At 67.1% G+C, this 25,954-nt stretch carries 29 protein-coding genes; 16 read left to right on the top strand and 13 right to left on the bottom strand.

Annotated features, from left to right (window positions below; translation table 11 throughout):
- Window positions 1–52 precede the first annotated feature (52 nt).
- From ABIC25_RS07375 to ABIC25_RS07345, 7 genes are all read left to right on the top strand, one after another.
- Window positions 53–958: an acetaldehyde dehydrogenase (acetylating) gene (locus ABIC25_RS07375; protein WP_354560675.1), complete on the top strand. Its 906-nt coding sequence runs from the start codon at window positions 53–55 to the stop codon at window positions 956–958.
- Window positions 955–2,049, top strand: a complete 1,095-nt coding sequence (gene dmpG / locus ABIC25_RS07370) for a 4-hydroxy-2-oxovalerate aldolase (RefSeq protein ID WP_354560673.1) — start codon at window positions 955–957, stop codon at window positions 2,047–2,049. Before ABIC25_RS07375 ends, dmpG begins: the two co-directional genes overlap by 4 nt.
- A gap of 138 nt (window positions 2,050–2,187) precedes the next feature.
- The gene (locus tag ABIC25_RS07365) at window positions 2,188–3,651 is read left to right on the top strand and encodes an FAD-dependent oxidoreductase (RefSeq protein ID WP_354560671.1); all 1,464 of its coding nucleotides are present in this window, start codon (window positions 2,188–2,190) and stop codon (window positions 3,649–3,651) included.
- On the top strand, window positions 3,648–4,424 hold the full coding sequence (locus ABIC25_RS07360) for a hypothetical protein (RefSeq protein ID WP_354560669.1): 777 nt from the start codon (window positions 3,648–3,650) through the stop codon (window positions 4,422–4,424). The genes ABIC25_RS07365 and ABIC25_RS07360 overlap by 4 nt, the downstream gene beginning before the upstream one ends.
- Window positions 4,425–4,511: 87 nt before the next feature.
- Window positions 4,512–5,366 (top strand): SDR family NAD(P)-dependent oxidoreductase, encoded by an 855-nt coding sequence (locus ABIC25_RS07355; protein WP_354560668.1) that lies wholly within the window; start codon window positions 4,512–4,514, stop codon window positions 5,364–5,366.
- 3 nt (window positions 5,367–5,369) lie between these two features.
- Entirely contained in the window at window positions 5,370–6,269 is a 900-nt protein-coding gene (locus ABIC25_RS07350; RefSeq protein ID WP_354560666.1) for an LLM class F420-dependent oxidoreductase, read from the top strand.
- Entirely contained in the window at window positions 6,256–6,747 is a 492-nt protein-coding gene (locus ABIC25_RS07345) for a nuclear transport factor 2 family protein (protein WP_354560664.1), read from the top strand. Before ABIC25_RS07350 ends, ABIC25_RS07345 begins: the two co-directional genes overlap by 14 nt.
- Window positions 6,748–6,768: 21 nt before the next feature.
- On the opposite strand, the gene ABIC25_RS07340 is transcribed toward ABIC25_RS07345, so the two are convergent.
- The gene (locus ABIC25_RS07340; RefSeq protein WP_354560662.1) at window positions 6,769–7,686 is read right to left on the bottom strand and encodes a LysR family transcriptional regulator; all 918 of its coding nucleotides are present in this window, start codon (window positions 7,684–7,686) and stop codon (window positions 6,769–6,771) included.
- Window positions 7,687–7,788: 102 nt separating this feature from the next.
- Between ABIC25_RS07340 and ABIC25_RS07335 the strand changes: the two genes are divergently transcribed.
- A complete protein-coding gene (locus ABIC25_RS07335) occupies window positions 7,789–9,045 on the top strand; it encodes a TDT family transporter (protein ID WP_354560660.1) in 1,257 nt (418 codons plus the stop codon).
- 220 nt (window positions 9,046–9,265) lie between these two features.
- Here ABIC25_RS07335 and ABIC25_RS07330 read toward each other — a convergent pair whose 3' ends face one another.
- A complete protein-coding gene (locus ABIC25_RS07330) occupies window positions 9,266–10,060 on the bottom strand; it encodes a VOC family protein (RefSeq protein WP_354560659.1) in 795 nt (264 codons plus the stop codon).
- A 151-nt stretch (window positions 10,061–10,211) separates the two neighbouring features.
- Here ABIC25_RS07330 and ABIC25_RS07325 point away from each other — a divergent pair, with 151 nt between their 5' ends.
- Window positions 10,212–10,793, top strand: coding sequence for a hypothetical protein (locus ABIC25_RS07325; protein ID WP_435529044.1), 582 nt, complete (start codon window positions 10,212–10,214; stop codon window positions 10,791–10,793).
- On the opposite strand, the gene ABIC25_RS07320 is transcribed toward ABIC25_RS07325, so the two are convergent.
- From ABIC25_RS07320 to ABIC25_RS07310, 3 genes are all read right to left on the bottom strand, one after another.
- Window positions 10,768–11,295 carry a C40 family peptidase gene (locus ABIC25_RS07320; protein WP_354560657.1) on the bottom strand — a complete coding sequence of 176 codons (528 nt, stop codon included), beginning with the start codon at window positions 11,293–11,295 and terminating at the stop codon, window positions 10,768–10,770. The two genes, ABIC25_RS07325 and ABIC25_RS07320, sit on opposite strands and share 26 nt — an antisense overlap.
- Window positions 11,296–11,429: 134 nt before the next feature.
- Window positions 11,430–11,837, bottom strand: a complete 408-nt coding sequence (locus ABIC25_RS07315; RefSeq protein ID WP_354560655.1) for a hypothetical protein — start codon at window positions 11,835–11,837, stop codon at window positions 11,430–11,432.
- Window positions 11,838–11,839: 2 nt separating this feature from the next.
- Window positions 11,840–13,078: a 3-ketosteroid-9-alpha-monooxygenase, oxygenase component gene (locus tag ABIC25_RS07310; protein WP_354560653.1), complete on the bottom strand. Its 1,239-nt coding sequence runs from the start codon at window positions 13,076–13,078 to the stop codon at window positions 11,840–11,842.
- A gap of 225 nt (window positions 13,079–13,303) precedes the next feature.
- Between ABIC25_RS07310 and hsaA the strand changes: the two genes are divergently transcribed.
- The 7 genes from hsaA to ABIC25_RS07275 all read left to right on the top strand — a co-directional run bounded on the left by hsaA (window position 13,304) and on the right by ABIC25_RS07275 (window position 19,686).
- Entirely contained in the window at window positions 13,304–14,488 is a 1,185-nt protein-coding gene (hsaA, locus tag ABIC25_RS07305; protein WP_354560652.1) for a 3-hydroxy-9,10-secoandrosta-1,3,5(10)-triene-9,17-dione monooxygenase oxygenase subunit, read from the top strand.
- A 212-nt stretch (window positions 14,489–14,700) separates the two neighbouring features.
- Window positions 14,701–15,612: an iron-dependent extradiol dioxygenase HsaC gene (gene hsaC / locus ABIC25_RS07300; RefSeq protein ID WP_004023127.1), complete on the top strand. Its 912-nt coding sequence runs from the start codon at window positions 14,701–14,703 to the stop codon at window positions 15,610–15,612.
- Between the two features lies 1 nt (window position 15,613).
- Window positions 15,614–16,210: a 3-hydroxy-9,10-secoandrosta-1,3,5(10)-triene-9,17-dione monooxygenase reductase subunit gene (gene hsaB / locus ABIC25_RS07295; RefSeq protein WP_004023128.1), complete on the top strand. Its 597-nt coding sequence runs from the start codon at window positions 15,614–15,616 to the stop codon at window positions 16,208–16,210.
- A complete protein-coding gene (locus ABIC25_RS07290) occupies window positions 16,207–17,439 on the top strand; it encodes a hypothetical protein (RefSeq protein ID WP_354560650.1) in 1,233 nt (410 codons plus the stop codon). The genes hsaB and ABIC25_RS07290 overlap by 4 nt, the downstream gene beginning before the upstream one ends.
- Window positions 17,436–18,227, top strand: a complete 792-nt coding sequence (locus ABIC25_RS07285) for an SDR family oxidoreductase (RefSeq protein WP_239400100.1) — start codon at window positions 17,436–17,438, stop codon at window positions 18,225–18,227. The genes ABIC25_RS07290 and ABIC25_RS07285 overlap by 4 nt, the downstream gene beginning before the upstream one ends.
- Window positions 18,220–19,362 carry a sulfotransferase family protein gene (locus ABIC25_RS07280; protein ID WP_248644693.1) on the top strand — a complete coding sequence of 381 codons (1,143 nt, stop codon included), beginning with the start codon at window positions 18,220–18,222 and terminating at the stop codon, window positions 19,360–19,362. The genes ABIC25_RS07285 and ABIC25_RS07280 overlap by 8 nt, the downstream gene beginning before the upstream one ends.
- Before the next feature lie 39 nt (window positions 19,363–19,401).
- On the top strand, window positions 19,402–19,686 hold the full coding sequence (locus ABIC25_RS07275) for a hypothetical protein (RefSeq protein ID WP_354560648.1): 285 nt from the start codon (window positions 19,402–19,404) through the stop codon (window positions 19,684–19,686).
- A gap of 5 nt (window positions 19,687–19,691) precedes the next feature.
- On the opposite strand, the gene ABIC25_RS07270 is transcribed toward ABIC25_RS07275, so the two are convergent.
- From ABIC25_RS07270 to ABIC25_RS07235, 8 genes are all read right to left on the bottom strand, one after another.
- Complete coding sequence (locus ABIC25_RS07270) at window positions 19,692–20,798, bottom strand: acyl-CoA dehydrogenase family protein (RefSeq protein WP_354560646.1); 1,107 nt, start codon at window positions 20,796–20,798, stop codon at window positions 19,692–19,694.
- The gene (locus ABIC25_RS07265; RefSeq protein WP_354560644.1) at window positions 20,795–21,763 is read right to left on the bottom strand and encodes an acyl-CoA dehydrogenase family protein; all 969 of its coding nucleotides are present in this window, start codon (window positions 21,761–21,763) and stop codon (window positions 20,795–20,797) included. Before ABIC25_RS07265 ends, ABIC25_RS07270 begins: the two co-directional genes overlap by 4 nt.
- Window positions 21,764–21,768: 5 nt before the next feature.
- Complete coding sequence (locus ABIC25_RS07260; RefSeq protein WP_354560642.1) at window positions 21,769–22,935, bottom strand: acyl-CoA dehydrogenase family protein; 1,167 nt, start codon at window positions 22,933–22,935, stop codon at window positions 21,769–21,771.
- Between the two features lies 1 nt (window position 22,936).
- Window positions 22,937–23,860, bottom strand: coding sequence for an enoyl-CoA hydratase (locus ABIC25_RS07255; RefSeq protein ID WP_239400092.1), 924 nt, complete (start codon window positions 23,858–23,860; stop codon window positions 22,937–22,939).
- Between the two features lie 59 nt (window positions 23,861–23,919).
- Window positions 23,920–24,108, bottom strand: a complete 189-nt coding sequence (locus ABIC25_RS07250; protein ID WP_354560640.1) for a hypothetical protein — start codon at window positions 24,106–24,108, stop codon at window positions 23,920–23,922.
- Window positions 24,077–24,214 carry a hypothetical protein gene (locus ABIC25_RS07245; RefSeq protein ID WP_354560639.1) on the bottom strand — a complete coding sequence of 46 codons (138 nt, stop codon included), beginning with the start codon at window positions 24,212–24,214 and terminating at the stop codon, window positions 24,077–24,079. The genes ABIC25_RS07250 and ABIC25_RS07245 overlap by 32 nt, the downstream gene beginning before the upstream one ends.
- A 184-nt stretch (window positions 24,215–24,398) precedes the next feature.
- Complete coding sequence (locus ABIC25_RS07240) at window positions 24,399–24,872, bottom strand: hypothetical protein (RefSeq protein ID WP_354560638.1); 474 nt, start codon at window positions 24,870–24,872, stop codon at window positions 24,399–24,401.
- Window positions 24,873–24,969: 97 nt separating this feature from the next.
- On the bottom strand, window positions 24,970–25,923 hold the full coding sequence (locus ABIC25_RS07235) for an IclR family transcriptional regulator (RefSeq protein ID WP_354560637.1): 954 nt from the start codon (window positions 25,921–25,923) through the stop codon (window positions 24,970–24,972).
- Window positions 25,924–25,954 lie beyond the last annotated feature (31 nt).

Here is a 25,954-nt window from a genome sequence, read left to right as displayed (position 1 = left end):
CGCTGAATCCCACCAGACACGAACAACTTTTATCGAGTAAGAGGAGGAACCCGTGGCAGCCAAGCTGACCGCAGCGATCATCGGGTCGGGCAACATCGGCACCGACCTGATGTACAAGCTGGAGCGCTCCGAGGTGATCGAGCCCCGCTGGATGGTCGGCATCGATGCCGCCTCCGAGGGTATGAAGCGCGCGGCCGATCATGGCCTGATCACGATGAGCGGTGGCGCCGACGAGCTGCTGGCGTCGTCGGAGCGTCCGGATCTGATTTTCGAGGCGACCTCGGCCTATGTGCACCGCGAGTACGCGCCGAAGTACGAGGAGGCGGGCATCATCGCCGTCGACCTCACCCCGGCCGCTGTCGGCCCCGCCGTGGTGCCGCCGGCCAACCTCCGCGAGCATCTGGATGCGCCGAACACGAACATGATCACGTGCGGTGGGCAGGCGACCATCCCGATGGTGCACGCGGTGAGTTCGATTGTGCCGGTGCCGTATGCCGAGATCGTGGCGTCGGTCGCCTCGGTGTCGGCCGGTCCTGGCACCCGCGCGAACATCGACGAGTTCACCGCGACGACCTCGGCGGGTGTCGAGACGATCGGGGGCGCGCAGCGCGGCAAGGCGATCATCATCCTGAATCCGGCCGACCCGCCGATGATCATGCGTGACACCATCTTCTGCGCCATCCCCGAGGATGCGGACATCGATGCGATCGCCGAGTCGATTCACCGACGGGAGAAAGAGATCCAGGCATACGTGCCGGGTTATCGACTGTTGCAGGACCCCCAGTTCGACCCGCCGAGCGTCCTCAACGGCGGTTTCGCGCGGGTCTCGATCTTCGTCGAGGTCGAAGGCGCGGGGGACTTCCTCCCGCCGTACGCCGGGAATCTGGACATCATGACCGCCGCCGCCACGAAGGTCGGCGAAGAGATCGCAAAGACGAAGTTGGGAGTCCCCGCATGAGCACCAATGTGGTTCTGACACCGCGCGACCCGAAGCTGATGGCTAGCGCGCGCAAGTACTCCGACACCCTCGACATCCGCATCACGGACTCGTCGCTGCGCGACGGCAGCCACCACAAGCGCCATCAGTTCACCGAGGAGGAGGTGCGCGCGATCGTCGGCGCACTCGACGACGCTGGTGTTCCGGTGATCGAGGTGACGCACGGTGACGGTCTCGGCGGGTCGTCGTTCAACTACGGCTTCTCGAAAACGCCTGAGCAACACCTGATCAAGGCGGCGGCAGAGACCGCGACGCGCGCCAAGATCGCGTTCCTGATGCTGCCGGGGCTGGGCACCAAGGACGACATCCGCGCCGCGCAGGACAACGGCGGTCAGATCTGCCGCATCGCCACGCACTGCACCGAGGCCGATGTCTCGATCCAGCACTTCGGACTCGCCCGTGACCTCGGTCTGGAGACCGTCGGCTTCCTGATGATGAGCCACAGCCAGCCGCCGGAGGTCATCGCCAAGCAGGCCCGCATCATGGCCGACGCCGGGTGCCAGTGCGTGTACGTCGTCGACTCCGCAGGTGCTCTTGTCCTGGAGGACGTGACGGTGCGAGTGGAGGCCCTGGTGGCCGAGCTCGGCAACGACGCGCAGGTCGGGTTCCACGGTCACGAGAACCTTGACATCGCGGTTGCCAACTCGGTCAACGCGATTCGTGCCGGTGCACAGCAGATCGACGGGTCGATCCGTCGATTCGGTGCCGGCGCCGGGAACACGCCCACCGAGGCATTCGTCGGCGTGTGCGACAAGCTCGGCATCACCACCGGCGTCGACTTCATGAAGATCGCCGACGCCGCACAGGATGTCGTCCGTCCGGCGATGCCGTCGGAGTGCCTGGTCGACCGGTCGGCGATGATGATGGGCTACGCCGGTTGCTACAGCTCGTTCCTCAAGCACGCCGAGGGTCATGCCGAACGATACGGCGTCTCGGCCGCGGAGATCCTCCTCGAGGCGGGTAGCCGCAAACTGGTCGGCGGCCAGGAGGACCAGCTCATCGACATTGCGCTCGAGCTCAAGAAGAAGCAGGACGCGAATGCCGGGGTCTGAGCTCGCGCCGGCTCATCTTGATCGAGTGAAAGATATTCAGCCAGAACGATACTGACAGCCTCCCACTGTTCGGGATCCCAGCAGCAGATGTGGACCGTTCGATGAGTGAATAACGAGCAACTCATCGAGGAGGTTCACATGACAGATCCCACACTCCGGCCGGTCTCGGCATCTGACGTCGAGTGGTCGCTGGAAGCCGATGTCGTCGTCGCCGGGCTCGGCGTCGCCGGCGCCACAGCAGCGATCGAGGCTGCTCGTGCCGGCGCCGAGGTCGTGGCGCTCGAACGACTCGGTGGCGGAGGGGGAGCCGCCGCCATGTCCGGTGGTTTCATCTACCTCGGCGGCGGCACCGCCCTGCAGAAAACACTGGGATTCGAGGACTCGGTCGAGAACATGAAGGCTTTCATGAAAGCCGCACTCGGACCTGGCGTCGACGAGGCCAAAGTCGATGTCTACTGCGAGGAGAGCGTCGAGCACTACAACTGGCTCGTGGACGCGGGTGTGGTGTTCGACGAATCATTCTGGGGTGAGCCCGGCTGGGAACCGCCCCACGGCGAGGGGTTGATGTTCTCCGGCGGAGAGAACGCCGCGCCGTTCGACGCCACGATTCCGCCCGCGCCCCGTGGCCATCTCCCACGTCGTGCGGCGACCGCGGACAGTGAACAGGCCGGCGGATACATGTTGATGGAACCGTTGCTTGCGCTTGTCGAAGAACTCGGCGTGCGAACGCTTTACGACAATCGCGTCCAATCGCTCGTGATCGACGACGACGAGCGAGTCGTCGGCGTGATCGCCAGGAACTACGGTGCGGATCAGGCCATTCGAGCCCGGCGGGGTGTGGTTCTCGCGACCGGGAGTTTCGCCTACGACAACACGATGCTGCGCGACCACGCGCCGCATATCGAAGGGCGTCCCGCGGCCTCGATCGAGAGTCACGACGGTCGCGCAATCCTGTTGGGTCAAGCACTCGGCGCGGCGACCGCGCACATGGACGCGACCGAGGTGGCAATTTTCTGCGACCCGCAACTGATGGCCCGCGGGATCCTCGTCAACGGGCAGGGTCAGCGTTTCGTCACCGAGGACACCTACCCCGGCCGGATCGGGCAGGCGACGCTGTTGAACCAAGGGGGCGAGGCCTTCGTGATCATCGACGAGGCGTCGTATGAGGAGGCGCTGACCACGGATTCGACGAGTGCGATGATGCGTGCCACCCCGAAATGGGTGTGCGAGAGTGTCAGCGAACTCGAGTCCGAGATCGGCCTGCCGTCTGGGTCCTTGTCCGCGACGATCGATCTGAACAACACGCACGCCGCGAACGGAACCGATCCGTTGTTCGGCAAGAAACCGCAGTGGTTGAAGCCCATCGGGACACCTGTTGCCGCATACGATCTCCGCGGAATGATGGGCGGATTCACGCTCGGCGGGCTCAAGACATCGACCGACTCCGAGGTTCTCCACGTGTCGGGGGCGCCGATACCGGGGTTGTACGCAGCCGGGCGGTGCACGTCTGGCGTGTGTGCCGGTGGTTATGCGAGTGGTGCCAGTCTCGGGGACGGAAGCTTCTTCGGACGACGCGCCGGGATGAGTGCAGCAGCGGGATGATGAACCGATCCCCGCTGGCGTTCTTCTCCTTCGTCCACCTTGAAGACAACACCCCCGAGAACCATCGGAATTACAACCGGTGGCACTTGATGGACCACCGGCCGGAGAACCTTGCGCTCCCCGGGGTGGCTTGGGGAGAACGGTGGTCTCACAAGCCTGATATCGACGGTGCGACCGCGACATTCGGCTCGGTTGACTACGTCGCCATGTACTGGTTCAACAATCCTGTCGAAGAGTCCGTCGCGGAATGGAATCGGCTCGGAGCCGATTCATTCGAGTGGGGGCGCGGGCCGTTGATACCCGGTGTTCAACGACCACTGTTGGGGTTCTTTCGGCCGGTCAAGGGCTACGCGGCACCATCGGCGCTCGTTTCGGCTGAGGCATTGCCGTTTCGTCCGAATCGCGGCGTTCACCTCGCGCTCACCCGATTCGAGGATGCGCGTGGTGCTCTCGCACATGAACACCATGCCGCCGAGGATCGTGACCTGATACCCGAACTGCTCGATCTCGCCGGGGTGGCAGGTGTCTGGACGTTCACCTTCAGTCACCATCAGAACATCACCATGCGTCCTCGGACCGATTCCGATGACCCAGAGGGTTCGATGCGGATTCGGCTTGTGTACATCGATGGTGATCTCGACTCCACAACCGATCGAATACGTCATTCACACAACAAATTCGACGCCGGGCACGGTTTCGACCGAGACGATTCGACGGTGCAGACACTGGCATGTATGTCGCTGGGCGCCATAGTGCCTTTTGCCGATTGGTGACACTTCGACTAGGCCGCCCAACGCCCTGGTGATCCGGGCGAGCGGCGCTGACGGACGAACGACTGTAGGCAAGTGAACAGGAGAACGATGAACATCACGACAACCGACGGGTCGGATGCGCTGGATCCGACACGGTACGGGCCATGGGCGGTCATCGCGGGTGGGTCTGAAGGAGTGGGCGCCTCGTTCGCTCATCAACTCGCCGACGCCGGGATCAATCTCGTGCTCATCGCACGCAAGCCCGGTCCGCTGGAGGAGGCCGCCGCGGCGGTCCGGACGCGCGGGGTCGAGGTGCGAACACTGTCCCTCGATCTGACGGAGTCCAGTTCGATAGGTCAGATCTTCGCTGCGACCGAGGATCTGGACGTCGGATTGCTTGTCTACAACGCCGGCGCGAACAGCTATGGGAGCGAATTCGTCGACGGCGACCTCGGTCGTTTCCAGGACGTGATCGACCTCAACATCACGGCGCAGCTGACGCTGGTCCACTACTTCGGTGCCAAGATGCGTGCGCGGGGTAGTGGCGGTCTGCTGCTGGTCGGCTCGATGAGCGGCTACCTGGGCGGGAAGCATCTGTCGATCTACGGCGCCGTCAAGGCCTTCGGTCGGGTCTTTGCCGAGTCGCTCTGGTTGGAGTTGCGAGACCACGGCGTCGATGTGCTCGAACTCGTGCTCGGCGTCACCCGGACGCCAGCGATGGAACGCGCCGGAATGAATCTCGGTGGGGCAATGAAGGTCAGCGAACCCGACGATGTGGCGCGCGAAGGACTCGCCCACCTCGCCGACGGTCCGGTGTGGGTCGCAGGTGGGAATGCGTCTCGTGTCGAGCAGATCAACGGTCCCGACCGTCGGGGGCTGATCCTCAAACAGCACGAGCGGATGTTGACATTGTTCCCACAGAGGGCGAAGGCCGATACCGAATCCGCTCAGGCCCAGGTCTGAGCGGTGCGAATCGGGATCACCAGCCCGATCGTCACTCAGGTGCCCGGAGTCGCCGGGGAATGGGAGGCGTCAGCGGGAATCGCCGAGCTCGCCGACATCGCCGCGGCGGCCGACCATCTCGGGTTCGAGTACTTGACCTGTAGCGAGCACGTGGCTGTGCCGACCGAAGTGGCGGCCGTCCGAGGGGGGACTTATTGGGATCCGCTGGCCACCTTCGGTTTCATCGCTGCACGGACTCGTCGTATCCGGTTGCTGACGCAGGTTCTGGTGCTCGGCTATCACCATCCGCTCGAGATCGCGAAGCGGTACGGAACCCTCGATGCCATCAGCGGTGGCCGGCTCACGCTGGGCGCCGGAGTGGGTTCTCTGCGTGAGGAGTTCGAGCTACTCGGAGCCGACTTCAGCGGTCGCGGCGAACTCGCCGACGATGCGCTGCGCGCGCTTCGGGTCGCGATGTCGCAATCCGAACCGCGGTACGAGGGAACTCACTACCGTTTCGGCGGAATGCTCATCGATCCCCATGCGGTGCAGAGTGACGTTCCGATCTGGATCGGAGGCCGTACGAAAAGGTCGTTGCGCCGCGCGGTGGAATTGGGCGACGGGTGGGTGCCGTTCGGTCTGAGTCGCTCGCGGCTGCGAGAGATGCTCGACTCGGTCACGTTGCCGAAGAACTTCGAGGTGATCCTGCCGGCAGGCACGATGGATCCGTCCGCAGACCCGGACCGGGCTCGAGCCGGGGTGGCTGCGGCATCGGCCGCCGGTGCCACCGTCGTCGGAGTGACCATCGCGGCCTCCTCCGCCGATCACTACATCGAACAGTTGGCTGCACTGGCCGAATTGCATGATCTGCCGGGTGGCGAGATCTCGAATACGAGGAAAGAGGATTCGCATGACCTCGCATGAGGATCGTTTGTCAGCGATCGAGGCCAGGCTGCGCCTCATGGAGGACGAGCGGGACGTCGCTCGACTAGTGGCCTCGTACGGACCGCTCGTCGACAGCGGAGACGCAGATGCCGTCGCAGCGCTCTGGACGCCCGACGGTGTCTACGACGTCGACGGGTTGTACATGCAGGGACGCGACGACATCGTCGCGATGGTGAGATCCCGCACGCACCAGGGTTTCATCGCTGGTGGATGTGCTCATTTCCAGGGGCCGGTCCACGTGACCGTGAACCGTGACGAGGCGACGGCAGCCGGATATTCGCTGTTGATCCTGTCGCAGGACAGCGGGTTTCGAGTTCATCGTGCGACCGCACATCATTGGCGGTTTGTCCGAACCGCTGAGGGATGGAAGGCGACCCGGCGCACAAGCCGTGCGCTCGACGGGCAGTCCGTCGCCCACGCCCTAATCAACGCCGCGGTGCGCGGCGTCGACATCTGACACCGGCCACACGGCTTCAGCTCAGCTCCGGCTGATATGCGCGAGGAAGTCGCGCGCGGCACCGGCGGTCGGTTGCGGGCCCGAGAGCCAGACCGCGCGGAGCGGCCGGGCGAGATCGACGTCGGCGATCGGGACGTGGGTGAGCCGGTGACCGAGGTCGTCGGCGACCGAGAGGTCACTGAGGACCGCCGGGCCCGCGCCGGCGATCACCGCCGCCCGCACCGACGCCGTCGTGGACAGTTCCAGCACGGGTGGCGCGGCCTCGCGTCCGGGGCCGAGGGTCCTGGTCAGGGCGCGCTCGAGAAACTCTCGGGTGCCCGAGCCCTCCTCACGGGTCACCAATGGGGTGCGGGCGAGATCGGCGGCCGTGACGGGCCGCCGCAGCCGCGTCCACGGATGACCCGGTGGTACGACGAGGATCAGCTCGTCACGCGCGACGGTCCGGCTACGCAGGCCGGTCTGGACGCGGGACCCCTCCACGAAACCGAGTTCGACGTCGCCGGCACGGACCAGGTCGTACACGTGATCGGAGTTGGTCGCCGTGAAGGAGACCTTGGGTGCGGGTTCGTGCTGGGCGGCGAACGTGACGAGCCATCGGGGCAAGAGGTGCTCGGCGACGGTCAGGCTGGCGGCCAGCCGCAGCTGATCACGTCGTTCGAGGCGTAGTGCGGCCAGCCCGGCGTCGAATTCGCCGGCCAGGGTAAGCAGGCGGTCGGCCCATTCGGCGACGAGTCGTCCGGACTGGGTCGGCACCGAACCGCGCGGCGTGCGCGTCAGCAGTGCGACGCCGAGCTGCGTCTCCATGGCGCGGATGCGCGCCGACACCGCCTGCTGTGTGACGCCGAGTTGGGTCGCGGCGGCGTTGAGGCTGCCCGTCCTGACCACCGCCTGCAGGGTCTCGAGGGACGCGAGGTCGGGCATCCGCGGACTCAGCACCATCGCTCGAGGGTACAAGCACCGGTGGTACCGGGGATACAAACGGTGGTTGTATCCTGCCAAGGATTCGGGTCCTACCGGCGCCGTGGGTTTCGCGGGAACGTGATGGACATGACCACGACCACTGCTTCCGCCGGACTCGCAGCGACGGACCGCGGGACCGCAACTGCCCGCGCGGTGGGGCAGCGCCGCGCCTCCTATGTGCCGCCCAATTGGTTTGCCGCGGTGATGGGCACGGGGATCATCGCGATCGCCGCGCACAGCCTCCCCTGGCAGCCCGCGGGCCTGGCACAGGTGGCAACAGTCTTCTGGCTGCTGGCCTGTGCCGTGTTCGGCGTCGTGCTGGTCGCCACGGTCCTGCACTGGGTCCGCGACCCGGAGGTCGCCCGCGGTCATCACGCCCACCGCGTGGTCGCCCACTTCTACGGGGCCGTACCGATGGCGCTCATGACTGTCGGGACCAGCACGATGGTCGTCGGAGCGACGGTGATCGGCCGGGATCTGGCGCTGGGAATCGATCTCGTGTGCTGGGTCGTCGGGACGATCGGCGGGGTCGTCACCGCGGTGGTCATCCCGTACCGGCATCTCATCGTCGGGCGCGCGTCGCTTGGTGAGGCGTTCGGCGGCTGGCTGATGCCGGTCGTCCCCCCGATGGTCTCGGCGTCGGCGGCCGCGGTGCTGAGCGCGCAGTTGCCCGCGGGCTGGGCGTCGCATGTGGTGATGGGGATCGGCTGCGCGATGTTCGTGCTGGCCGCACTCGCCTCGCTCCCCATCATGTGGGTGCTGGCGGCGCGACTGCGCGCCGGTGACGTCGGCGCCGCGCACATGGTCCCCACCTGGTGGATCGTCCTCGGGCCGCTCGGCCAGTCGGTCACCGCCGCGTGCCTGCTCGCGCACGTGGCACCGCAGGTCGTCGCCGCGCCCATGGCTGAGACGTTGCATTCGTTCGCGGTCGGCTATGGCCTCGCCGTGTGGGTGGCGGCCACCCTCTGGATCGCCGTGGCTGCTCGGCTCACCGCGCGGACCCTGAGGTCGGGAATGCCGTTCGCGATGACCTGGTGGGCGTTCACCTTCCCGCTCGGCACCTACGTCACGGGTTCGAGTGCGCTGGCCCTCACCGTCGGCGGAACGGTCTTCGAGGTCGTGGCCGTCGCCGGGTTCGCAGTCCTCGTGGTGGCATGGTGCGTGGTGGGGGTTCGCACGGTCCGCGGGGTGGTGTCGGGAGAACTCCGCCGGGTACCGGGAGCGCCGAAACGGGTGGGTTTGTCGGAAGGGCGGGGCTACGAGATCCCGGCAGTAGCGGGTTGCGGAGTGTGCGCGGGCGGGTGTGCCGTCCGCCAGGTGGGGACCTCGTCGAGGTAGCTCTGCACGGAGGCGGGGAGGACGGCCGAATCGCGTGCCGACATGCGAATCCTGTTCTACGCCGACGATTTCCACGCGGTATGACGGTGAATCATGTCTGTGGAAGTCGCACGCTACAGGGTGCCGTCGGCCATCGCGTTGCGGCGGGATGAACGTTTGACGCCGCCGGTGACCTGCGCGGTAGGACTCGGCGCGCACCGAGTCCTACCGCGGCCGCACCTCACATGCCGGCGGGCGGATGTCCCAGGCAGATCAGGGCGCCCATCGGATCCTTGATCGCGGCCAGCGTCCCGTACGGGGTGTCCTCGCCGGCCATGAGGATCTCCGCGCCCAACGACTCGGCCTGCTTCACCGTGGCAGCGACATCGTCGACGGTGATGTAGACCTGCCAGAACGACGGCACCCCGGCCGGGAAGAGCTTGACCGAATCCATGATCCCCGCGTACGACGCCTCACCGTAGAAGATCTGGCCGTAGCTGTCGGGCCCGACGGCGTCCGGGTCGCCACCGGTGCCGACCTCCTCGATGCGCGCGCCGAGCACGGTCCGGTAGAACTCGACGGACTTGGCGTAGTCCATGCTCTGACACTCGAACCAGTAGGGCGTGCCGTGCTCGCCGAACTCGGTGTATCCCTGATGATTCTTCGGTTGCCAGAACCCGATCGCCGCCCCCGCGGTGTCAAAGGCCATCAACATCGTGCCCTCCTCGCCGATGGCCATCGGCGGCACCATGATCGAGCCCCCGGCCGACTCGACGGCTTTCACCGTGGCGTCGGCATCCTCGGTGTGGAGGTACACCGTCCAGATGTCGGGCGGCCCGGCCCCTTCCATCACCGGGCTCAGGCCGGCCACCCGCTTGCCGTTCTTGTGGAAGTTGCGATAGCCGCCCATCTCCTCGTCGGGGGCCTCGGCCTCCCAGCCGAAGATCGCGCCGTAGAACTCCTCGGCTTTCGCGGTGTCGCTGCTCATCAGGTCGAACCAGATCGGTGCCCCGGAGGGGGCTGCATACTCTGCCATTGCTGGGTCCTCTTTCTGCTCCGCGTGAACTGGTGGACGACTGCCCGTCGACACTTCTGACTGACAGGGTCGCGCAAACTCATCGGTCGCGGACGGCGTTGCGGAGAGTCGACTCATATCCACCGACATCGACTCATGGCACCCTGATCGGGTGACCAAGCATGCAGAGACGATGGAACGACTCCGCGGCCTCGCGTGGCCGACGCTGCTGGCGGGTGGTCTGCTGCTGGTCCTGCTGGCGCAGGTGCAGTGGGGCAGTACCGATGAGGGCGTGGAGCCGTCGATCACGGGGTTGGGACGCGTCACGATCCTGGGCGCCAGCGACGACGATGTCGCGTTCTTCTTCGAGGACAACACCGGCCGCCCGGGCCTGAGCGTGGTGGTGCTCGGTGCCGTGATCGCGTTCGTCGCCGCCCTCGGCTGGTGGCGCCCACGCCTGCGCCCGTCCGCAATCGGCCTGATCGGGCTGGCGTCGGTCATCGTGCTCGTCGTCGGCATCCGCACGCTGAGCGACCCCGCCGAGCATCTGTTCTCCGACCGCGTGTCCGAGGCGCTCGACGCCGACCTCCCCGAGATGCAGGCGGGTTACGGACTGATCGGGACCGTCGCGGTCGCGATCCTGCTCCTGGTCGTCGTCGGATTCTGGGTGCTGAGCACCGTGTGGCCGCGTCCGGGTGCCGGTGCGGGTGCCGCCAACCGAGCGGAGATCAGCCGAACCGACGAATCGTCTTGATGTAGCCCATGTCCTTCAACTTCGTGAAGCCGATGGGGACGCCGTTGGGACAGTACGCGTTGAACACCCGACCGGCGCCCGCGTAGATGCCGACGTGCCCGGCGTCGCGGCCGAAGATGATGATGTCGCCCGGTGCGAGGGCGCGGAACGGGATCGCGTGTCCGACCTTCGCCTGTTGCTGGCTGGTCCGGGGGAGCTGGACGCCGGTCGTGTAGAACGCCCACCGCACCAGCCCGGAGCAGTCCCACGAGTGCGGGCCGACGCCGGCCCACTTGTACGGCTTGCCGATCTGGGTGATCGCCGCCCCGAGTGCGTTGAGGCCGACGGTGGTCGGCACCGGCAGATAGATGGGAACCGAGCCGGAGGAATCCGACGAGCCCGCGGCTGCGGCGCGACCGGTGTCGAGGAGAGGGGAGCCGGCAAGGGGAACACCGACCCACAGCGCGGCAGTGAGTGCGATGGTGCAGGTCACGCGCGTGGTGCGCGTCATCGAAACGGACATGACGACAGCTTGGCCGAGGCGGGTCGGTGTGTCGTCGGTCGTTCTCCAGGTGTGACGAACGTGTGACCGCTGTGATGCTTGAGGCTTGTGTTAACTAATGGTGCTGCGGGGGTGGTTAACTACCGACGCCCCGATCACCAGTAGCCGTCCGGATCCGACGCGGGCGACTCGGCGGGGATGATGCCCTCGCTGACCCCGTGGTCGATACTCGCCGACAACCGGGCGCAGGTCGGCATCATCGCGCCGGGGAGCAGCGGGCCGTTCCCGTCGTCGCCACCGGCGCGCATCTGTTCGAGGCCGAGGCAGCGTTCCCGCGCGTCGGCGTTCCACTGCACGCTGGTGTGAAACGAACTGGTCTTCTTCACCAGCACGCACGCATGGCATGCCCGACACTCGATCTCGCGCATCCCGCCTTGCAGGTAGTGCTCGCGGTCCCGGCGGGTGGCCTCGTGAACCCGGGCGAGCCGGTCCGGATCGTTCTGGAAGTCGGGCGCCTTCGCCCAACGGTCGGAACCCACGCGAACCCCTGCTGCCCGGGTCATCGTCAGACCTCGGCCTTTTCGGCGGAGTCCGAGGCCGCGGATTCGGTCGCCTTCTCGGCCTCTTGGCGACGCAGGTTCTCCTGGATCTCCTCGTTCCAGCTCTCGAGGGCCTTGGAGGTGTCGATCTCGTACTCGAACCGGCCGGTCATCTCGTCGGTGACCTCGGCCTTGTCGACGTAGAACTGGTCGTACCAGCGGCGGAGCTGGTAGACCGGGCCGTCCTCCTCGACGAGCAGGGGATTGTCGATACGGGTCTTGTTCTTCCAGATCTCGACATCCTGCAGGAAGCCCACCTCGACGCCGGCGCTGATCTTCGTCGCCATCTTCGACGCCTGCTCGGCGGTCAGGCCCTCGGGGACCTTCGCCATCACGCCGTACATCAGGACGAAGGAGTTCTCGTCGATGGGGTAGTGGCAGTTGGTGAGGATGGTCTCCACGGCGTATCCGCCGTAGTACTGGATCATCGGATTCAGCATGTACGACGGCCCGTAATACGCTGCGATCGATTCGAGGCGGCTGTCGCCGTAGTTGGTGCCGAGGGTGACATCGGGCCGGCCGTGCGAATTCATGTACTGCGCCGCGATCTCACCCTCGAAGACGTTCTTGAAGTAGTCCGGGAGAGCGAAGTGCACGTAGTAGAAGTGCGCCATGTCGACGACGTTGTCGATGATCTCGCGACAGTTGGACCCTTTGATGACGATGCGGTTCCAGGTCCACGGCGTCCACTCGTCGGACCCGAACTCCTCGAGTTCGGGAATGATGCACTCGTCCGGGGGAGGGTTGCCCTCGGGATCGTTGTAGACGAAGACCTGGCCGTTGCGGACCATCGACGGCCACGAGCGGGTCTTGGCGAGCTTCGGATTGCGCTTGGCGTAGGGCACGCCGGCGCAGCGTCCGTTGCCTTTCCACAGCCAGCCATGGAACGGGCACGCCACGTTGTCGCCGGACAGTCTGCCCTGGGAGAGGTCGCCGCCCATGTGTCGGCAGAAGGCGTCGAGTACGTTGACCTCGCCCTTGGTGTCCACCCACGCCACCAGCTTGGTGCCGAAGATCGTGACCGAGTGGGGCTTGCCGTCGGAGAATTCCTCGAGCAGTCCGAGGCAGTGCCATCCCCGCGCGAAGCGGGTGGGCGGCGCACCCGTGTCGATCTCCCGGATGCCCACGTCCGCCCCGTCGGAGGCGGCGGCTGCGCTCGGCGCACCGGGGCTGCTCGGGGTCATCGTCTCGGGTCCTGAAGACATGTGCCCTCTCCTGTCTGTGGCTCGTGTCGCGTCGAAGAACTGTAGCCAATACTAGAACACGTTTCAGATTTGTCAGCCCGATCGCCTCCTTCGAGGGCGATCGGGCCTGTACATGGGCATAAAGTCGCAGTGCTCGACAGAAATGAGAACGTGTTCTAATCTCGAACTCGATGGTTACAGCGGCCGGCGTGCCGGTCGAGGGAGAGACGAGTAGGAGCAGGCGAGATGCCAGCACAACGGAGCGAAGCCGCCGAGCAGGTCCTGGAGAAGATCAACGTCCTGCTCCCGGAACTCGAGCAGCGCGCGCAGTCGACCGAGGATCTGCGCCGCATCCCCGACGAGACCGTGTCGAGCCTCGAGACCGCAGGCTTCTTCAGGCTGCTGCAGCCCGAGCAGTGGGGTGGCTACGAGGTGGACCCGGTCACCTTCTACGAAGCGGTCCGCCGCATCGCGTCGGCGTGCGGGTCCACCGGGTGGGTCTCCGGCATCATCGGCGTGCACAACTGGCACCTCGCGCTGTTCGATCAGCAGGCACAGGAAGACGTATGGGGTTCGGACACCAACGTCCGCATCTCGTCGTCGTACGCGCCGATGGGTATGGGTGAGGTCGTCGACGGCGGCTACAAGGTCAATGGTTCGTGGGCGTGGTCGTCGGGTTGCGAGACTGCTGACTGGGTCTTTGTCGGGGGTCCGGTCATCAAGAACGGCAAGCCCGTCGACTTCGTCAGCTTCCTGATCCCGCGCGAGGACTACACGATCAAGGACGTGTGGAACGTCGTCGGGCTGCGGGGTACCGGGTCCAACACCATCGAGGTCAAGGACGTGTTCGTGCCTCGGCACCGCATGCTCAGCATGCGCACGATGTCGATGGGGCAGAGTCCGGGCCTGGAGCGGAACACCGCGCCGGTGTACAAGATGCCCTGGGGCACCATCCATCCCAGCACCATCGCGACGCCGATCGTCGGCATGGCGTACGGCGCCTACCGCGCCCACGTCGAGCACCAGGGCAAGCGGGTGCGTGCCGCCTACGCGGGTGAGAAGGCGAAGGAGGATCCGTTCGCGAAGGTCCGGATCGCCGAGGCCGCCAGCGACATCGACGCCGCCTGGCGTCAGCTGTCGGGGAATCTGCAGGCCGAGTACGACCTGATCCTGGCCGGCGAGGAGATCCCCATGGAGCTGCGCCTGTCTGCCCGACGCGACCAGGTGCGTGCGACCGGGCGTGCGATCGCCGCGATCGACCGGCTCTTCGAGAACTCGGGTGCCCACGCGCTGGAGAACGGGACGCCGATCCAGCGCTTCTGGCGCGATGCCCATGCCGGACGCGTGCACGCAGCGAACGACCCCGAACGCGCCTACGTCGCATTCGGCAATGGCGAGTTCGGGATTCCCGTCGGCGACACGATGGTGTGACCCTTCGTGACGCTCGCAAGCTCGCTCCTCAGGGAGCAGGGGCCAAGGCTCGCAAGCTCGCTCCTCAGGGAGCAGGGGCCAAGGCTCGCAAGCTCGCTCCTCAGGGAGGTGGAGGCGCGTCCCCTGCTCCCTGAGGAGCCCGGAGCTTGCGGAGGGCGTCTCGAAGGGCCTGGTCAGCACCGTCGGCAAGAGCACACAACAGGAGTCAGCAGATGAGTGACAGTCCGATCCGCTCGTTGGGATACATGAGGATCGAGGCCACCGACATCGAGGCGTGGCGGACCTACGGCCTCAAGGTCCTCGGCATGATCGAGGGTTCCGGTCTCACCGAGGGCGCCCTGTATCTCCGGATGGACGACTTCCCCGCCCGGCTGGTCATCGTGCCGTCCGAGCACGACCGGCTCGCGAGCGCCGGCTGGGAGGTCGCGAATGCCGCAGAGCTGCAGGATGTCCGGGATCGCCTGGCACGTGCGGGGGTGGTCTTCCGGGAGGGCAAGGACGAGGAGATCGCCGACCGTCGCGTCGCCGAGATGATCGTCTTCGACGATCCGGCGGACAACACCCTCGAGGTCTTCCACGGCGCCGCGCTGGAGCACCGGCGCGTGGTCAGCCCGTATGGGCACCGATTCGTCACCGAGGAACAGGGCCTGGGCCACGTCGTACTGACCTGCTCCGACGACAAGGCCGCGCTCGAGTTCTACCGGGACGTACTGGGATTCAAGCTCCGCGACTCGATGCGGTTGCCTCCGCAGGTGGTCGGCCGCGAAGAGGGCGACGAGGTGCCGTGGCTGCGGTTCCTCGGGTGCAATCCACGTCACCACTCGCTGGCGTTCCTGCCGATCCCGAACAGCACCGGCATCGTGCATCTGATGGTCGAGGTGGAGAACGCCGACGACGTCGGGCTCTGTCTGGACCGGGCGTTGCGCAAGAAGGTGCCGATGTCGGCCACTCTCGGCCGCCACGTCAACGACCTGATGCTGTCCTTCTACATGAAGACGCCCGGCGGCTTCGACGTCGAGTTCGGCTGTGAGGGAAGAACCGTGAAGGACGACGAGTGGATCGCCCGGGAGAGCACCGCCGTGAGTCTGTGGGGGCACGACTTCAGCGTCGGGTTCAAGGGCTGAGATGCCCTCGGACGCCCAGACCCAGCAACCGCGGTCGCCATACGGGTCCGCAGACTTCGATTCCCGCCAGTTCCGGACCGCGATGGGCCAGTTCTGCACCGGGGTCACCGTCATCACCACGCTCGACGACGAGGGCAAGCCGGTCGGTTTCGCCTGCCAGTCCTTTGCCGCGCTGTCGCTCGACCCGCCACTAGTGCTGTTCTGCCCGATGAAGACCTCCCGGAGCTGGAAGGTGATCGAGAAGACGGGCAAGTTCTGCGTGAACGTGCTGTCGAACCGGCAGCAGGACGTCAGCGCGGCGTTCGGCGCCCCAGGAGACGACAAGTTCGCGAACATCACCTGGGACCCGTCGCCGGCCGGCCTTCCGGTCATCCGTCACGGACTCACCTGGGTCGAGTGCGACGTGGACAGCGTCACCGACGGCGGCGACCACCACATCGTCATCGGGCGCGCGCTGACCCTCGGAGAAGTGCTGCAGGACAAGCCGTTGCTGTTCTACCGTGGCGGCTACCTGTCGACCGAACACCCGCGGGTCACGCCCGCACAGGCAGAGCTGGAGAATTTCCTGACATGGACGGGCGGGGACACCTGGCTATGACCGTCGACGACGCGACGAGCACCCATACGACAAGCACCGACACGGCGAGTTCCGCACCACCACTGGTCACGCAGCCGCTCCTGGACGCGATCGCGGAGGCCGAGAGGCTGGTGGCGTCGGCCGACTTCGCCGAGACCGACCAGGACCTCGCCGAGGGCTACGACTACCTCGCGGGCAGCATCGCCGCGATCGTCCAGCTGGTGCGAGCCCGGTCCCTCTCGCACCCGAACTTCGTGACGTCCACCGGGCCGTCGACGAAGATGGGCCTGGACAACCCGGACACGCTCTACTACCACGCCGACGTGGAGCCCACCGGCACCTACCGCGTGCGCGGCCGCCGCGGTAGCACGGCGGATCTGAGCTTTCAGGTGCTGCGCGGGGACTACACCGCGTCGTCGGTGCCGGGCGGCGAGGACGCCTTCGACGACCGCCGACTGACGATCGCCTCCGACGGCTCGTATGAACTGACCTTCGGCCCGCCCATCCCGGACGCGCCGGACGACTACTTCCCGCTCGGCGAGGGCGCCTCGATGCTCGCGGTGCGCGAGGTCTACTCCGACTGGTCCGAACGCAAGGGATCGATCACCATCGAACGGGTGGACACCGTCGGAACCGCGCCGGCGGAGCCGGACCTGGCACGGGTGTCGCGCCGGTACGCGACGGCGGGCAAGATGCTGACGGCCCGCATCAACACCTGGTTCAACTTTCCGAAGTGGTTCTACCTCGACGAGCCGGTCAACACCTTCACCGAGCCGCGGCAGACCCCCGGCGGGCTCAGTACGCAGTTCTCCTCGGTCGGTCATTTCCGGCTGGGTCCGGACGAGGCGATGGTCATCACCATCCCGCGGTCCGACGCCCCGTACCAGGGCTTCCAGCTCGGCAGCATGTGGTACATCTCGCTGGACTACGTCAACCACCAGACCAGCCTGAACTCCGCTCAGGCGCAGGTCGATCCGGACGGCATGATCCGGATGGTGGTGTCGCATCGCGATCCGGGCGTCGCCAACTGGATCGAGACGACGGGTCGGTCGAAGGGCATCCTGCAATTCCGTTGGCAGCGCAGCGATTCGCCGATCGGTCCGGACCTGGGACCGACCGCGCAGGTCGTCGCCTTCGACGACGTGGCCGGCCACCTGCCGCACCTCGACCACAACCGGATCGACGCCGACGGCTGGGCGGAACGTATCGCGGCACGTCAGCGTGCCTTCGCCGAGAGGATGCTGGGATGAGCGCGCAGGGGGGTCTGCTGGCCGACAAGGTGGTCGTGGTCTCGGGCGTCGGTCCGGGACTGGGGCGCTCGATCTGCCTGCGTGCGGCCGCCGAGGGCGCGCGGGTCGTCCTCGCCGCCCGTACGGAATCGCGCCTGAAAGAGGTTGCCGCCGAGATCGACGCGGCCGGCGGGACCAGTCTGGTCGTCCCGGCCGACATCACCGATGACGCCGCCGTCGACAACCTGGTCGCCACCACCGTCGCCGAGTTCGGTCGAGCCGATGTGCTGGTCAACAACGCCTTCGCACTCCCGTCGATGAAGCCGTTGTCCCGCACCGACTTCGACCAGATCGCGAGCAGTATCGACGTCACCGTGCTGGGCACGCTGCGTGTGATCCGCGCGTTCACCGGAGCGCTGGCCGAGGCCGACGGCTCGATCGTGAACATCAACTCGATGGTGATCCGGCACTCCGAACCCCGTTACGGCAGTTACAAGATCGCGAAGTCGGCATTGCTGGCGATGTCGCAGTCGCTGGCCTCCGAGCTCGGCGACAAGGGGATTCGCATCAACTCGGTCGCACCGGGTTACATCTGGGATGACCAGCTGAAGTGGTATTTCGGCGAGGTCGCCAAGAAGTACGGCATCTCACCCGACGACGTCTACGAGCAGACGGCGTCGAAGTCCGACCTCAAGCGATTGCCGGAGCCGGACGAGATCGCCGATGCCGTCGTGTTCCTCGCCTCGCCGATGGCGCGTGCCATCACCGGGCACACCCTGGACGTGAATTGCGGTGAATACCATGACTAGTGCGGCACGGACCGACGTCGGCACGATCGAGGACCTGCATTCCTCGGCGACTCGCGCCACCGGCCTCGACGACTTCGGGGACACCGACTACCTCGAGCCCCTGGGCATCCTGCTCGAGTCGTACCGGTCCGAGGCGGGACTGACCGAGCTGGGCAGCAAGATGTTCCGCTTCTTCCTCAAGGGTGCGCTGGTCGCCCGGCTGCTCAGCGAGGCGTCGTGGAAGGCGAACCCCGGGTACGCCGAGGTCGAGGTGACCCGGCCGATCTTCGTGACCGGCCTGCCCCGCACGGGAACGACTGCGCTGCACCGCCTGCTGGCCGCCGACCCCGCGCATCAGGGCGTCGAGATGTGGCTGGCGGAGTTCCCGCAGCCCCGGCCGCCGCGCGACACCTGGTCCGACAACCCGGTGTACCAGCAGATCCAGGCCGGCTTCGAGCTGCACCACGTCGAGAACCCCGAGTTCATGGGGTTGCACTACATGGACGCGGGCGAGGTCGAGGAGTGCTGGCAGCTGCTCCGGCAGAGCGTCATGTCGATCTCGTACGAGTCACTGGCGCACGTCCCGACCTACTCGCAGTGGCTCAGCCGCCAGGACTGGACGTCGGCGTACCTCCGGCATCGCAAGAACCTGCAGCTGATCGGGCTCAACGATCCCGGGAAACGCTGGGTGCTGAAGAACCCCAGCCATCTCTTCGCGCTCGACGCGCTCATGGCAGCGTATCCGGATGCCCTGGTGATCCAGACGCACCGGCCGCCCAGCACCCTGATCGCGTCGATGTGCAGCCTGGCCGAGCACGCCACCCCGGGATGGTCGACGACGTTCACCGGTGCGCAGGTCGGCCAGGACCAGCTCGAGTTGTGGTCACGCGGACTCCGGGAGTTCTCGGCGGCGCGCAAGCGTTACGACCCCGCCCAGTTCCTGGACATCGACTTCACCGACCTGCGGTCGGACCCGATGGGCACCGTCGAACGCGTCTACGCGGCGCTCGACACCCCGATGTCGGAGGCGGCGCGGGCCGCGGTCACCGCTCTCGACGAGGAGAGCCAGACGGGGGCGCGCAAACCCCAACACCGTTATCAGCTCGCCGATTACGGACTCGACGAGGCGACGGTCGAGGCGGCCTTCGCCGTCTGAACACCCGCGCACGCGACGGCCCTCGTCGACGGCGCGCATGTGGAGCAGGCCAACATTCTCTACATCGGAGTGCTGGCTGTCTCCGTGGGGTCTCTCATCGCGATTGCGGAGTGGGGCCGTCGACATCGGGAACTGCTCGCCGACGACGACGCGACGAACCGGTGGGCGGCGTCGTCGAGCGGAGTCAGCACGCTTCTGATCCTGGCGGTCGCGTTGGTCGTCGCGATCGTGTTCCCGCGCAGCGGAAATCTCCCCCTGGTGCTGCTGGTGCTCACCGACCCGATCGAGCGGACGGTCGCCCGCCGACGCAGCCGGCGGGACTGACCGCGTCAGCGCAGCGAGCGCGCGAGTTCGGCCACGGCGGTGTGCGGCGCGCCGAACATCTGCGAGGTCGCCTGAGCGCGTTTGAAGTACAGCTGGATGTCGTGTTCCCAGGTGATGCCGATCCCGCCGTGCAACTGGATCGCCTCGCCCGCGACACGACGGTAGGCGTCGGAGCAGTATACGTGGGCGGCCAGTGCCAGGTCACCGGCATCGGGATCGTCGGCGGCGATCGCGGCGACGGCGGCCCGGGCGATCGACCGCGCCGTCTCCACCGACACGTACATGTCGGCCATCCGATGTTTGAGTGCCTGAAACGACCCGATGGTGCGGCCGAACTGCTTGCGGGACTTGGTGTAGTCGACGGTGAGGTCGAGGGCTCGCTGGGCGCCCCCGACCTGCTCGGCGGACAGCAGGGCCCACGCGAGCGCGCGGAGGCGGGTCGCGAGATCGTCCGGTGCCGGGATCGCCGTGGATGCGACCTCGTCGAAACGCACCGACGACAGGGCCCGGGTGGGGTCCAGGACGGGCATCGGCGAGACCGACACGCCGTCCGCATCGGCGGCCACCTCGTGCAGGGTCACATGCGTGCCGGGGCCGGCCGCGAGGACGAGGAGCACGTCCGCCGACTCGGCGTCGACGACGAAGTGCGCAGTCCCGGAGAGGAGTCCGGCGTCGGCGCGTACGCCGGGAATCTGCCAGCCGCGTTCGCCGGCCCAGCACACCGCGGCCGTCCGTTCACCGGCGGCCAGGGCGGGGAGCAGTCGCGAGGACGCGTCATCGTCGGCCGCGAGGAGGATCGTGCCGGTGGCCAGCGCGGAACCGAGCGCCGGGACGGGACTCAGTGCGGCGCCCAGTTCCTCGAGTACCGCGGCCGACTCCGCCCACGAGGCCCCGGCGCCGCCGAACTGCTCGGGAATCGCCAGCGCGGCCACGCCGATCTCGGTGCACAGCGTCTGCCACAGGCTCGAGTCGATCCGCCCGGGGGCCGACATGGCGGCGCGGACCGCCGTCGAATCGCCGCGGCGGCGCAGCAGATCCCGCACTGCTTCGGCGAGTGCCTCCCGTTCCTCGGCGCTGATCGCCGGCCTCTCGGTGCCGGTACTGACGGTCACAGCGTCTCCAGGATGCGTTGGCGGTGGACGGCGGGGGAGCCCCAGGCATTGAGCAGCGCCCGGGTCTTGGTGATGTACAGCGAGATGTCGTGTTCGGCGGTGTAGCCGATCGCACCCATCACCTGCAGCGAGCGGCGGGCCGAGAGGTCGGCGGCCTCGGCGGCCGCGACCTTGGCCGCGGACACGTCGCGGGAGACGTCGGTGCCCTCCGGCACCTGTCCGTCGATGCCCAGGGCGGCCGCGTGGACGAGGGGACGGGCCATCTCGAGGGCGATCGCCACGTCCGCCAGATGGTGCTTGACGGCCTGGAAGGACCCGATCGGACGGCCGAACTGCCTGCGCGACTGCGCATATTCCGACGCGATGGACAACATCGCCTGACCGAGACCGAGCAACTGCGCTGCAGTGGCCAGGGCACCCGCGTCGGCTGCGTCGGAGGCATCGACCCCGGTCGCCAGTACGTCCCCGGCGGTGACCCGGGACAAGGTGCGGGTGCCGTCCACCGACGCCTCGGTGCTCTGCACCGTCGCGCGCGAGAGCACGCCGGCGTCGACCAGATACACATCGGCGGAGGCGGTGTCGGCGGCCAGTGGCTGGAGGGGGCCGATCGCGCATGTCGCCAGTCGGCCCTCGGCGAGGTCGCTGAGCGGACCCGACACGTCGGCGTCGTGCAGCAGGATCGGCAACACGGCCACGCTCTCGACGATCGGCCCCGGGGCGCAATGGCGTCCGAGCTGTTCGACGGCGACGACCATCTCCACCGCCCCGGCACTGCTGCCGCCGTGTGATTCATCGATCAGCAGTCCACTGATGCCCGCATCGGCGAGCTGCGAATAGACCTTGGCGACGGCCGCGCGGTCGCCGGCCGCCCAGGCGCGCGTGGCGGTCGGCATGTCGGCCTTGCCCAGCATCGCGTCCACCGTCGAGGCGAGGTCCGTGTGGATGTCGGTGAGTCGGAAGTCCATGGGTATCAGCGATCTCCGCGGGGAAGGCCGAGCAGTCGCTCGGCGATGACGTTGCGTTGGATCTCGTTGGTGCCCGCGTAGATCGGTCCGGACAGCGAGAACAGGTAGCCGTCGGTCCACGCATCGTCGAGTTCGGCTGCGGGACCCTGCAGGTCGAGCGCCGTCTCGTGGGCGGCGATGTCCCACTGGGACCAGAAGACCTTGTTGATCGACGACTCCATGCCGAGCGCGCCGCCGGCCGCGAGGCGGCTCACCGTCTGGTAGGTCGACAGTTCGTAGGCGCGCGACCCGATCCACGCATCCGCCACGCGCGCATCGGTGTTCGCCGTCGGCGGGACGTCATCCCGGTTCGACCGCCAGAGTTCGACGAGGCGGTCGGTGGTGGCCAGGAACCGGCCGGGTGCGCGCAACGACAGGCCGCGCTCGTTGGCGGCGGTGCTCATCGCGACCCGCCACCCGTTGTCCACCTCACCGATGACTCCCGATTCACCCGGATCGGACGGGTCGTCGGGGACGAAGACGTTCTCCAGGAACAGTTCCGCGAACCCGGCCTCGCCGTCGAGCTGTGCGATCGGCCGGACGGTCACGCCCTCGCTCCGCAGGTCGAACATGAAGTAGGTGAGCCCCTTGTGGCGCTGCGCCTGCTTGTCGGTGCGGAACAGGCCGAAGGCCCGATCGGCGAAGCTCGATCGCGAACTCCAGGTCTTCTGCCCGTTCAGCAACCAGCCGCCGTCGGTGCGGACGGCGGTCGACCGCAGCGACGCGAGGTCGCTGCCGGCCTCGGGTTCGCTCCAGGCCTGCCCCCAGATGTCGTCGGCGTTGGCCATCCGCGGCAGGATGCGTTCCAGTTGAGCGGGACTCGCGTGCTCGAACAGCGTGGGTGCGAGGAGGAAGATGCCGTTCTGGCTCACGCGTCCGGGCGCGCCCGACCGGTAGTACTCCTCCTCGAAGATGACCCAGTGCAGCAGCGGCGCATCGCGGCCGCCGTACTCCTCCGGCCAGCTGACGACCGACATCCGGTCGGCGGCCATCGTCCGCTCCCACTCGCGGTGCGCCTCGAATCCCTCGGCGGTGTCCATCGACGGGAGAGGTTCGCGCGGAACATGATCGGCCAGCCAAGCGCGGACCTCGGCGCGGAAGGCGTCGGCGGCGTCGTCGAAGAGCAGGTCCACGTCAGCTCCCCGATCCCGCTGCGGTGCCGGTCGATGCCGACGCCTTCATCGACTTCGCGTCCATGCCGCCGAGCGAGTCGCCGCCCGCCTCGGAATTGGCGGCGTGGGCGAAGTGGTGCCAGCCGAAGACCGAGTCCATGGAATTGCGCAGGCCCATCTGGTCTTCGCAGATGTTGACGGCCTTCTTGCTCAGGAACAGACCCTGCATCGGCATGGCGACGGCCTTCTCGGCGATCTCGTCCACCTTGGTCTCGAGCGCCTCACGGGGCACGACGTGGTTGACCATGCCCCAGTCGGCTGCCTGCGTGGCGGTGAAGCGTTCGCCGGTGAACAGGATCTCCTTCGCCCGGCGCGGGCCGAGCACGAAGGCGTGGGCAAAGTACTCGACACCGGGAATCCCCATCCGCGCGACCGGGTCAGAGAAGAACGCGTCGTCGGAGGCGACGATGAAATCGCAGATCCACGCGAGCATGAGGCCGCCGGCGATGCACGCGCCGTGAACCTGTGCGATGAGGGGTTTGGGGATGTCGCGCCAGCGGCGACACATCCCCATGTAGACCTCCATCTCGCGGGCGAGACGCTGATCGGCGCCGGTCTTGTCGGTGTGGTCCCAGTGCAAAACGGCGGCGTTCTCGTAGAAGGTGTCGAAATCGCGCTCGGGCGTACCGATGTCGTGGCCCGCGGAGAAGTGCTTGCCGTTGGCCCGAAGCACGATCACCTTGACCGCGGCGTCGTCGACGGCCTTGCGGAACGCCGCGTCGAGCGAATACGTCATCACCGAGTTCTGAGCGTTGCGGTACTCCGGGCGATTCAGCGTCACATAGGCCACCGCGCCCTCGGGTCCGCCGGTCTCGTAGGCGACCGGTGAGGTGTCCGGGCCGAGATCGTCGGGTCCGAGCGGGGGTGGGATGACGGCGTCACTCATGCCACCGAGCCTAACCTAGCAAGTGCTTGGTTGGTAGTCGGTGACGGCGATCGGCGGCGTCAGGCGTGCGGTGTGGGGTGGTAGGTCAGTTCTTGGATCCGGCCGTCGAGGAGGCGGCTGTCGACGAGATCGAGGTCGAAGTCCGTGGCCGCGCCGATCACCGGCTCGGTGCCGCTCGTGCCGCTGATCACCGGAAAGATCGTCACCCGGACGAAGTCACGAGGCCGGCGGATGACCGTCGCGGGCATCGCGCATCAGGGTGGGCCACTCATCGATCTCGTCGGTGGCGGTGCCCTCGGGGTCGGCCGGCATCATCTCGACGAACTCGCGGAACGTGGTGGCGCCGAGAACCATCCGATGATCTCTCTGCTCCCTGAGGAGCGAGCTTGCGAGCGTCACGAAGGGTCTCGCAAACCCGGTCGCCGGACCCTTCGTGACGGCCCTCCGCAAGCTCCGGGCCTCCTCAGGGGGCAATGGGGGTCGCTTTTCAGATTGGGGAGCAGGGTGCCGCCGGAAGTCATCGGTGGCCCGAGCGGGGTCAGGAGATGACGACGCTCCCGCTGCAACTCGTGGACGGGATGCTCCAGAGTGCGTTCCGGTTGACCGCGCCGAAGGTGACGTTGACGCGGCCCTTGCCGATCTGGTTGACGGGGATCACGAAGTAGTGGACGCCCTGATAGGGCGGGTTCACCCGCACGTTGCTGACCTTCGAACCGCGCTTGCCGGTGGCGAGATTGTGCCAGTCGAGACGGGCCGAGGACTGATACCCGCCGGGGAAGTAGCTGGTGAAGTCGCTGGCGATGTAGGCGTTTCCGGCGTATGTGCTGACGATGGCGCGACGCGCCAGGAACGGGACGTCGACGACATTGGGGCTCACGCCGACGCAGTTGGACAGCGGGTATTCGCGAGTCACCGCGTTCGCGTCGCCGGTGGCTGCGACCCCGAGACCGGCGGCCGAGGTCAGTGCGATGGCGGCGGCGGCCAACCGGGTGATCGTCTTCGTGCCGGGCATGTCTCGACTCCCTTGCTGGTGGCGATGATCGCGTTGCGCGATCATCGGTCAGTTTCCCGCAGAAAGCCCGATTCGTGGCGATTTCGGCGCGGCGAGTTCATTCGATCGGCCGATTGTCTTCTCGTCCGAGGTGGAGCGAGATCCCGTCGGCGGCCGCGCGCGTCTCCTCGCCCAGCGTGCGGAGCTCGTCGACATCGAGGGTCCGGTTCGGGCATACGACGATCGCCGCGACCACTCGCCGGGCGGCGTCGAAGACGGGTGCGCCGATCGTGACCACGGGGACACCCGTGCCGTCGGTCGCGCAGGCGTCGATCTCCTCGGGTAGGTAGTCGATGACCGACAGCTCGGTGAGCAGGTCGCCGACCCGCGCCCGCAGGGTGTCCGACATGGTGTCGAGGGAGCTGAGGGCCTCGATCATCGCCACGTGGTCGTCGGTCATCCGCTCGATCGAATAGCCGCGTTCGGCGACGACGTCGAGCACCATGCGGAGGCGGGTCCGGGTGGACTCGGCGGCCTGCGCGATCCAGCTCGAACGGGTCTCGTCCGGATCGAACGCGATGAACTCTCGGCAGATCGGCGGACGCAATCGGATGCGGCTGCCGTTGCGCAACCAGGGATGTTGCGCGGTCTCCGGTGCGACGTGGGGCGGGAAGGCGTGCGAGGCGAGCGTCACCGCGTCCGCCGAGGTGCGCCGGGCGACGAAGGACGGCACGGCGAAACGGTCGCAGAGCTCGCGCGCCGCCGAGGTGGCCCAGCGAACGAGGTGGTCGGCGCCGTCGGCATTGCGGACGAGACCGACGAAGGCAGGTCCGACGGCGAAGGTGCCTGCCGACGGGTCGCGGATCAGCCAGCCGCACTCCACGAGCTCGGAGACGACGGCATGCGCGGTGGCGCGCGACATCGAGGTCTGACGGACGATCTCGGCCAGGGTCATCGACGGCTGCTCGGCGCCCGCGAGGAGTTCGACGATGCGGACGACCCGGGCAGTGGGCGGTGACGCCGCACGTGCCGGTTGACGCGCGGCAGAGAAGTCACCTACGGTTTGTGTCACATTGTCAACACTTAGTGTCGAATATTCGACA

The organism is Gordonia sp. PvP123 (assembly GCF_040547295.1).
In the GTDB taxonomy this organism is placed as follows: Bacteria; Actinomycetota; Actinomycetes; order Mycobacteriales; family Mycobacteriaceae; genus Gordonia; species Gordonia terrae.
This window is presented reverse-complemented; position numbering and strand designations above follow the sequence as displayed.

Bases quoted from the DNA above. Each gene is read 5' to 3' on its own strand.
- dmpG (WP_354560673.1), top strand. From the start codon at position 955: ATGAGCACCAATGTGGTTCTGACACCGCGCGACCCGAAGCTGATGGCT.
- ABIC25_RS07365 (WP_354560671.1), top strand. From the start codon at position 2,188: ATGACAGATCCCACACTCCGGCCGGTCTCGGCATCTGACGTCGAGTGG.
- ABIC25_RS07360 (WP_354560669.1), top strand. From the start codon at position 3,648: ATGATGAACCGATCCCCGCTGGCGTTCTTCTCCTTCGTCCACCTTGAA.
- ABIC25_RS07355 (WP_354560668.1), top strand. From the start codon at position 4,512: ATGAACATCACGACAACCGACGGGTCGGATGCGCTGGATCCGACACGG.
- ABIC25_RS07345 (WP_354560664.1), top strand. From the start codon at position 6,256: ATGACCTCGCATGAGGATCGTTTGTCAGCGATCGAGGCCAGGCTGCGC.
- ABIC25_RS07340 (WP_354560662.1), bottom strand. From the start codon at position 7,686: ATGGTGCTGAGTCCGCGGATGCCCGACCTCGCGTCCCTCGAGACCCTG.
- ABIC25_RS07335 (WP_354560660.1), top strand. From the start codon at position 7,789: ATGGACATGACCACGACCACTGCTTCCGCCGGACTCGCAGCGACGGAC.
- ABIC25_RS07330 (WP_354560659.1), bottom strand. From the start codon at position 10,060: ATGGCAGAGTATGCAGCCCCCTCCGGGGCACCGATCTGGTTCGACCTG.
- ABIC25_RS07320 (WP_354560657.1), bottom strand. From the start codon at position 11,295: ATGTCCGTTTCGATGACGCGCACCACGCGCGTGACCTGCACCATCGCA.
- ABIC25_RS07315 (WP_354560655.1), bottom strand. From the start codon at position 11,837: ATGACCCGGGCAGCAGGGGTTCGCGTGGGTTCCGACCGTTGGGCGAAG.
- ABIC25_RS07310 (WP_354560653.1), bottom strand. From the start codon at position 13,078: ATGTCTTCAGGACCCGAGACGATGACCCCGAGCAGCCCCGGTGCGCCG.
- hsaA (WP_354560652.1), top strand. From the start codon at position 13,304: ATGCCAGCACAACGGAGCGAAGCCGCCGAGCAGGTCCTGGAGAAGATC.
- hsaC (WP_004023127.1), top strand. From the start codon at position 14,701: ATGAGTGACAGTCCGATCCGCTCGTTGGGATACATGAGGATCGAGGCC.
- hsaB (WP_004023128.1), top strand. From the start codon at position 15,614: ATGCCCTCGGACGCCCAGACCCAGCAACCGCGGTCGCCATACGGGTCC.
- ABIC25_RS07290 (WP_354560650.1), top strand. From the start codon at position 16,207: ATGACCGTCGACGACGCGACGAGCACCCATACGACAAGCACCGACACG.
- ABIC25_RS07285 (WP_239400100.1), top strand. From the start codon at position 17,436: ATGAGCGCGCAGGGGGGTCTGCTGGCCGACAAGGTGGTCGTGGTCTCG.
- ABIC25_RS07280 (WP_248644693.1), top strand. From the start codon at position 18,220: ATGACTAGTGCGGCACGGACCGACGTCGGCACGATCGAGGACCTGCAT.
- ABIC25_RS07265 (WP_354560644.1), bottom strand. From the start codon at position 21,763: ATGGACTTCCGACTCACCGACATCCACACGGACCTCGCCTCGACGGTG.
- ABIC25_RS07255 (WP_239400092.1), bottom strand. From the start codon at position 23,860: ATGAGTGACGCCGTCATCCCACCCCCGCTCGGACCCGACGATCTCGGC.
- ABIC25_RS07250 (WP_354560640.1), bottom strand. From the start codon at position 24,108: ATGCCCGCGACGGTCATCCGCCGGCCTCGTGACTTCGTCCGGGTGACG.
- ABIC25_RS07245 (WP_354560639.1), bottom strand. From the start codon at position 24,214: ATGGTTCTCGGCGCCACCACGTTCCGCGAGTTCGTCGAGATGATGCCG.
- ABIC25_RS07240 (WP_354560638.1), bottom strand. From the start codon at position 24,872: ATGCCCGGCACGAAGACGATCACCCGGTTGGCCGCCGCCGCCATCGCA.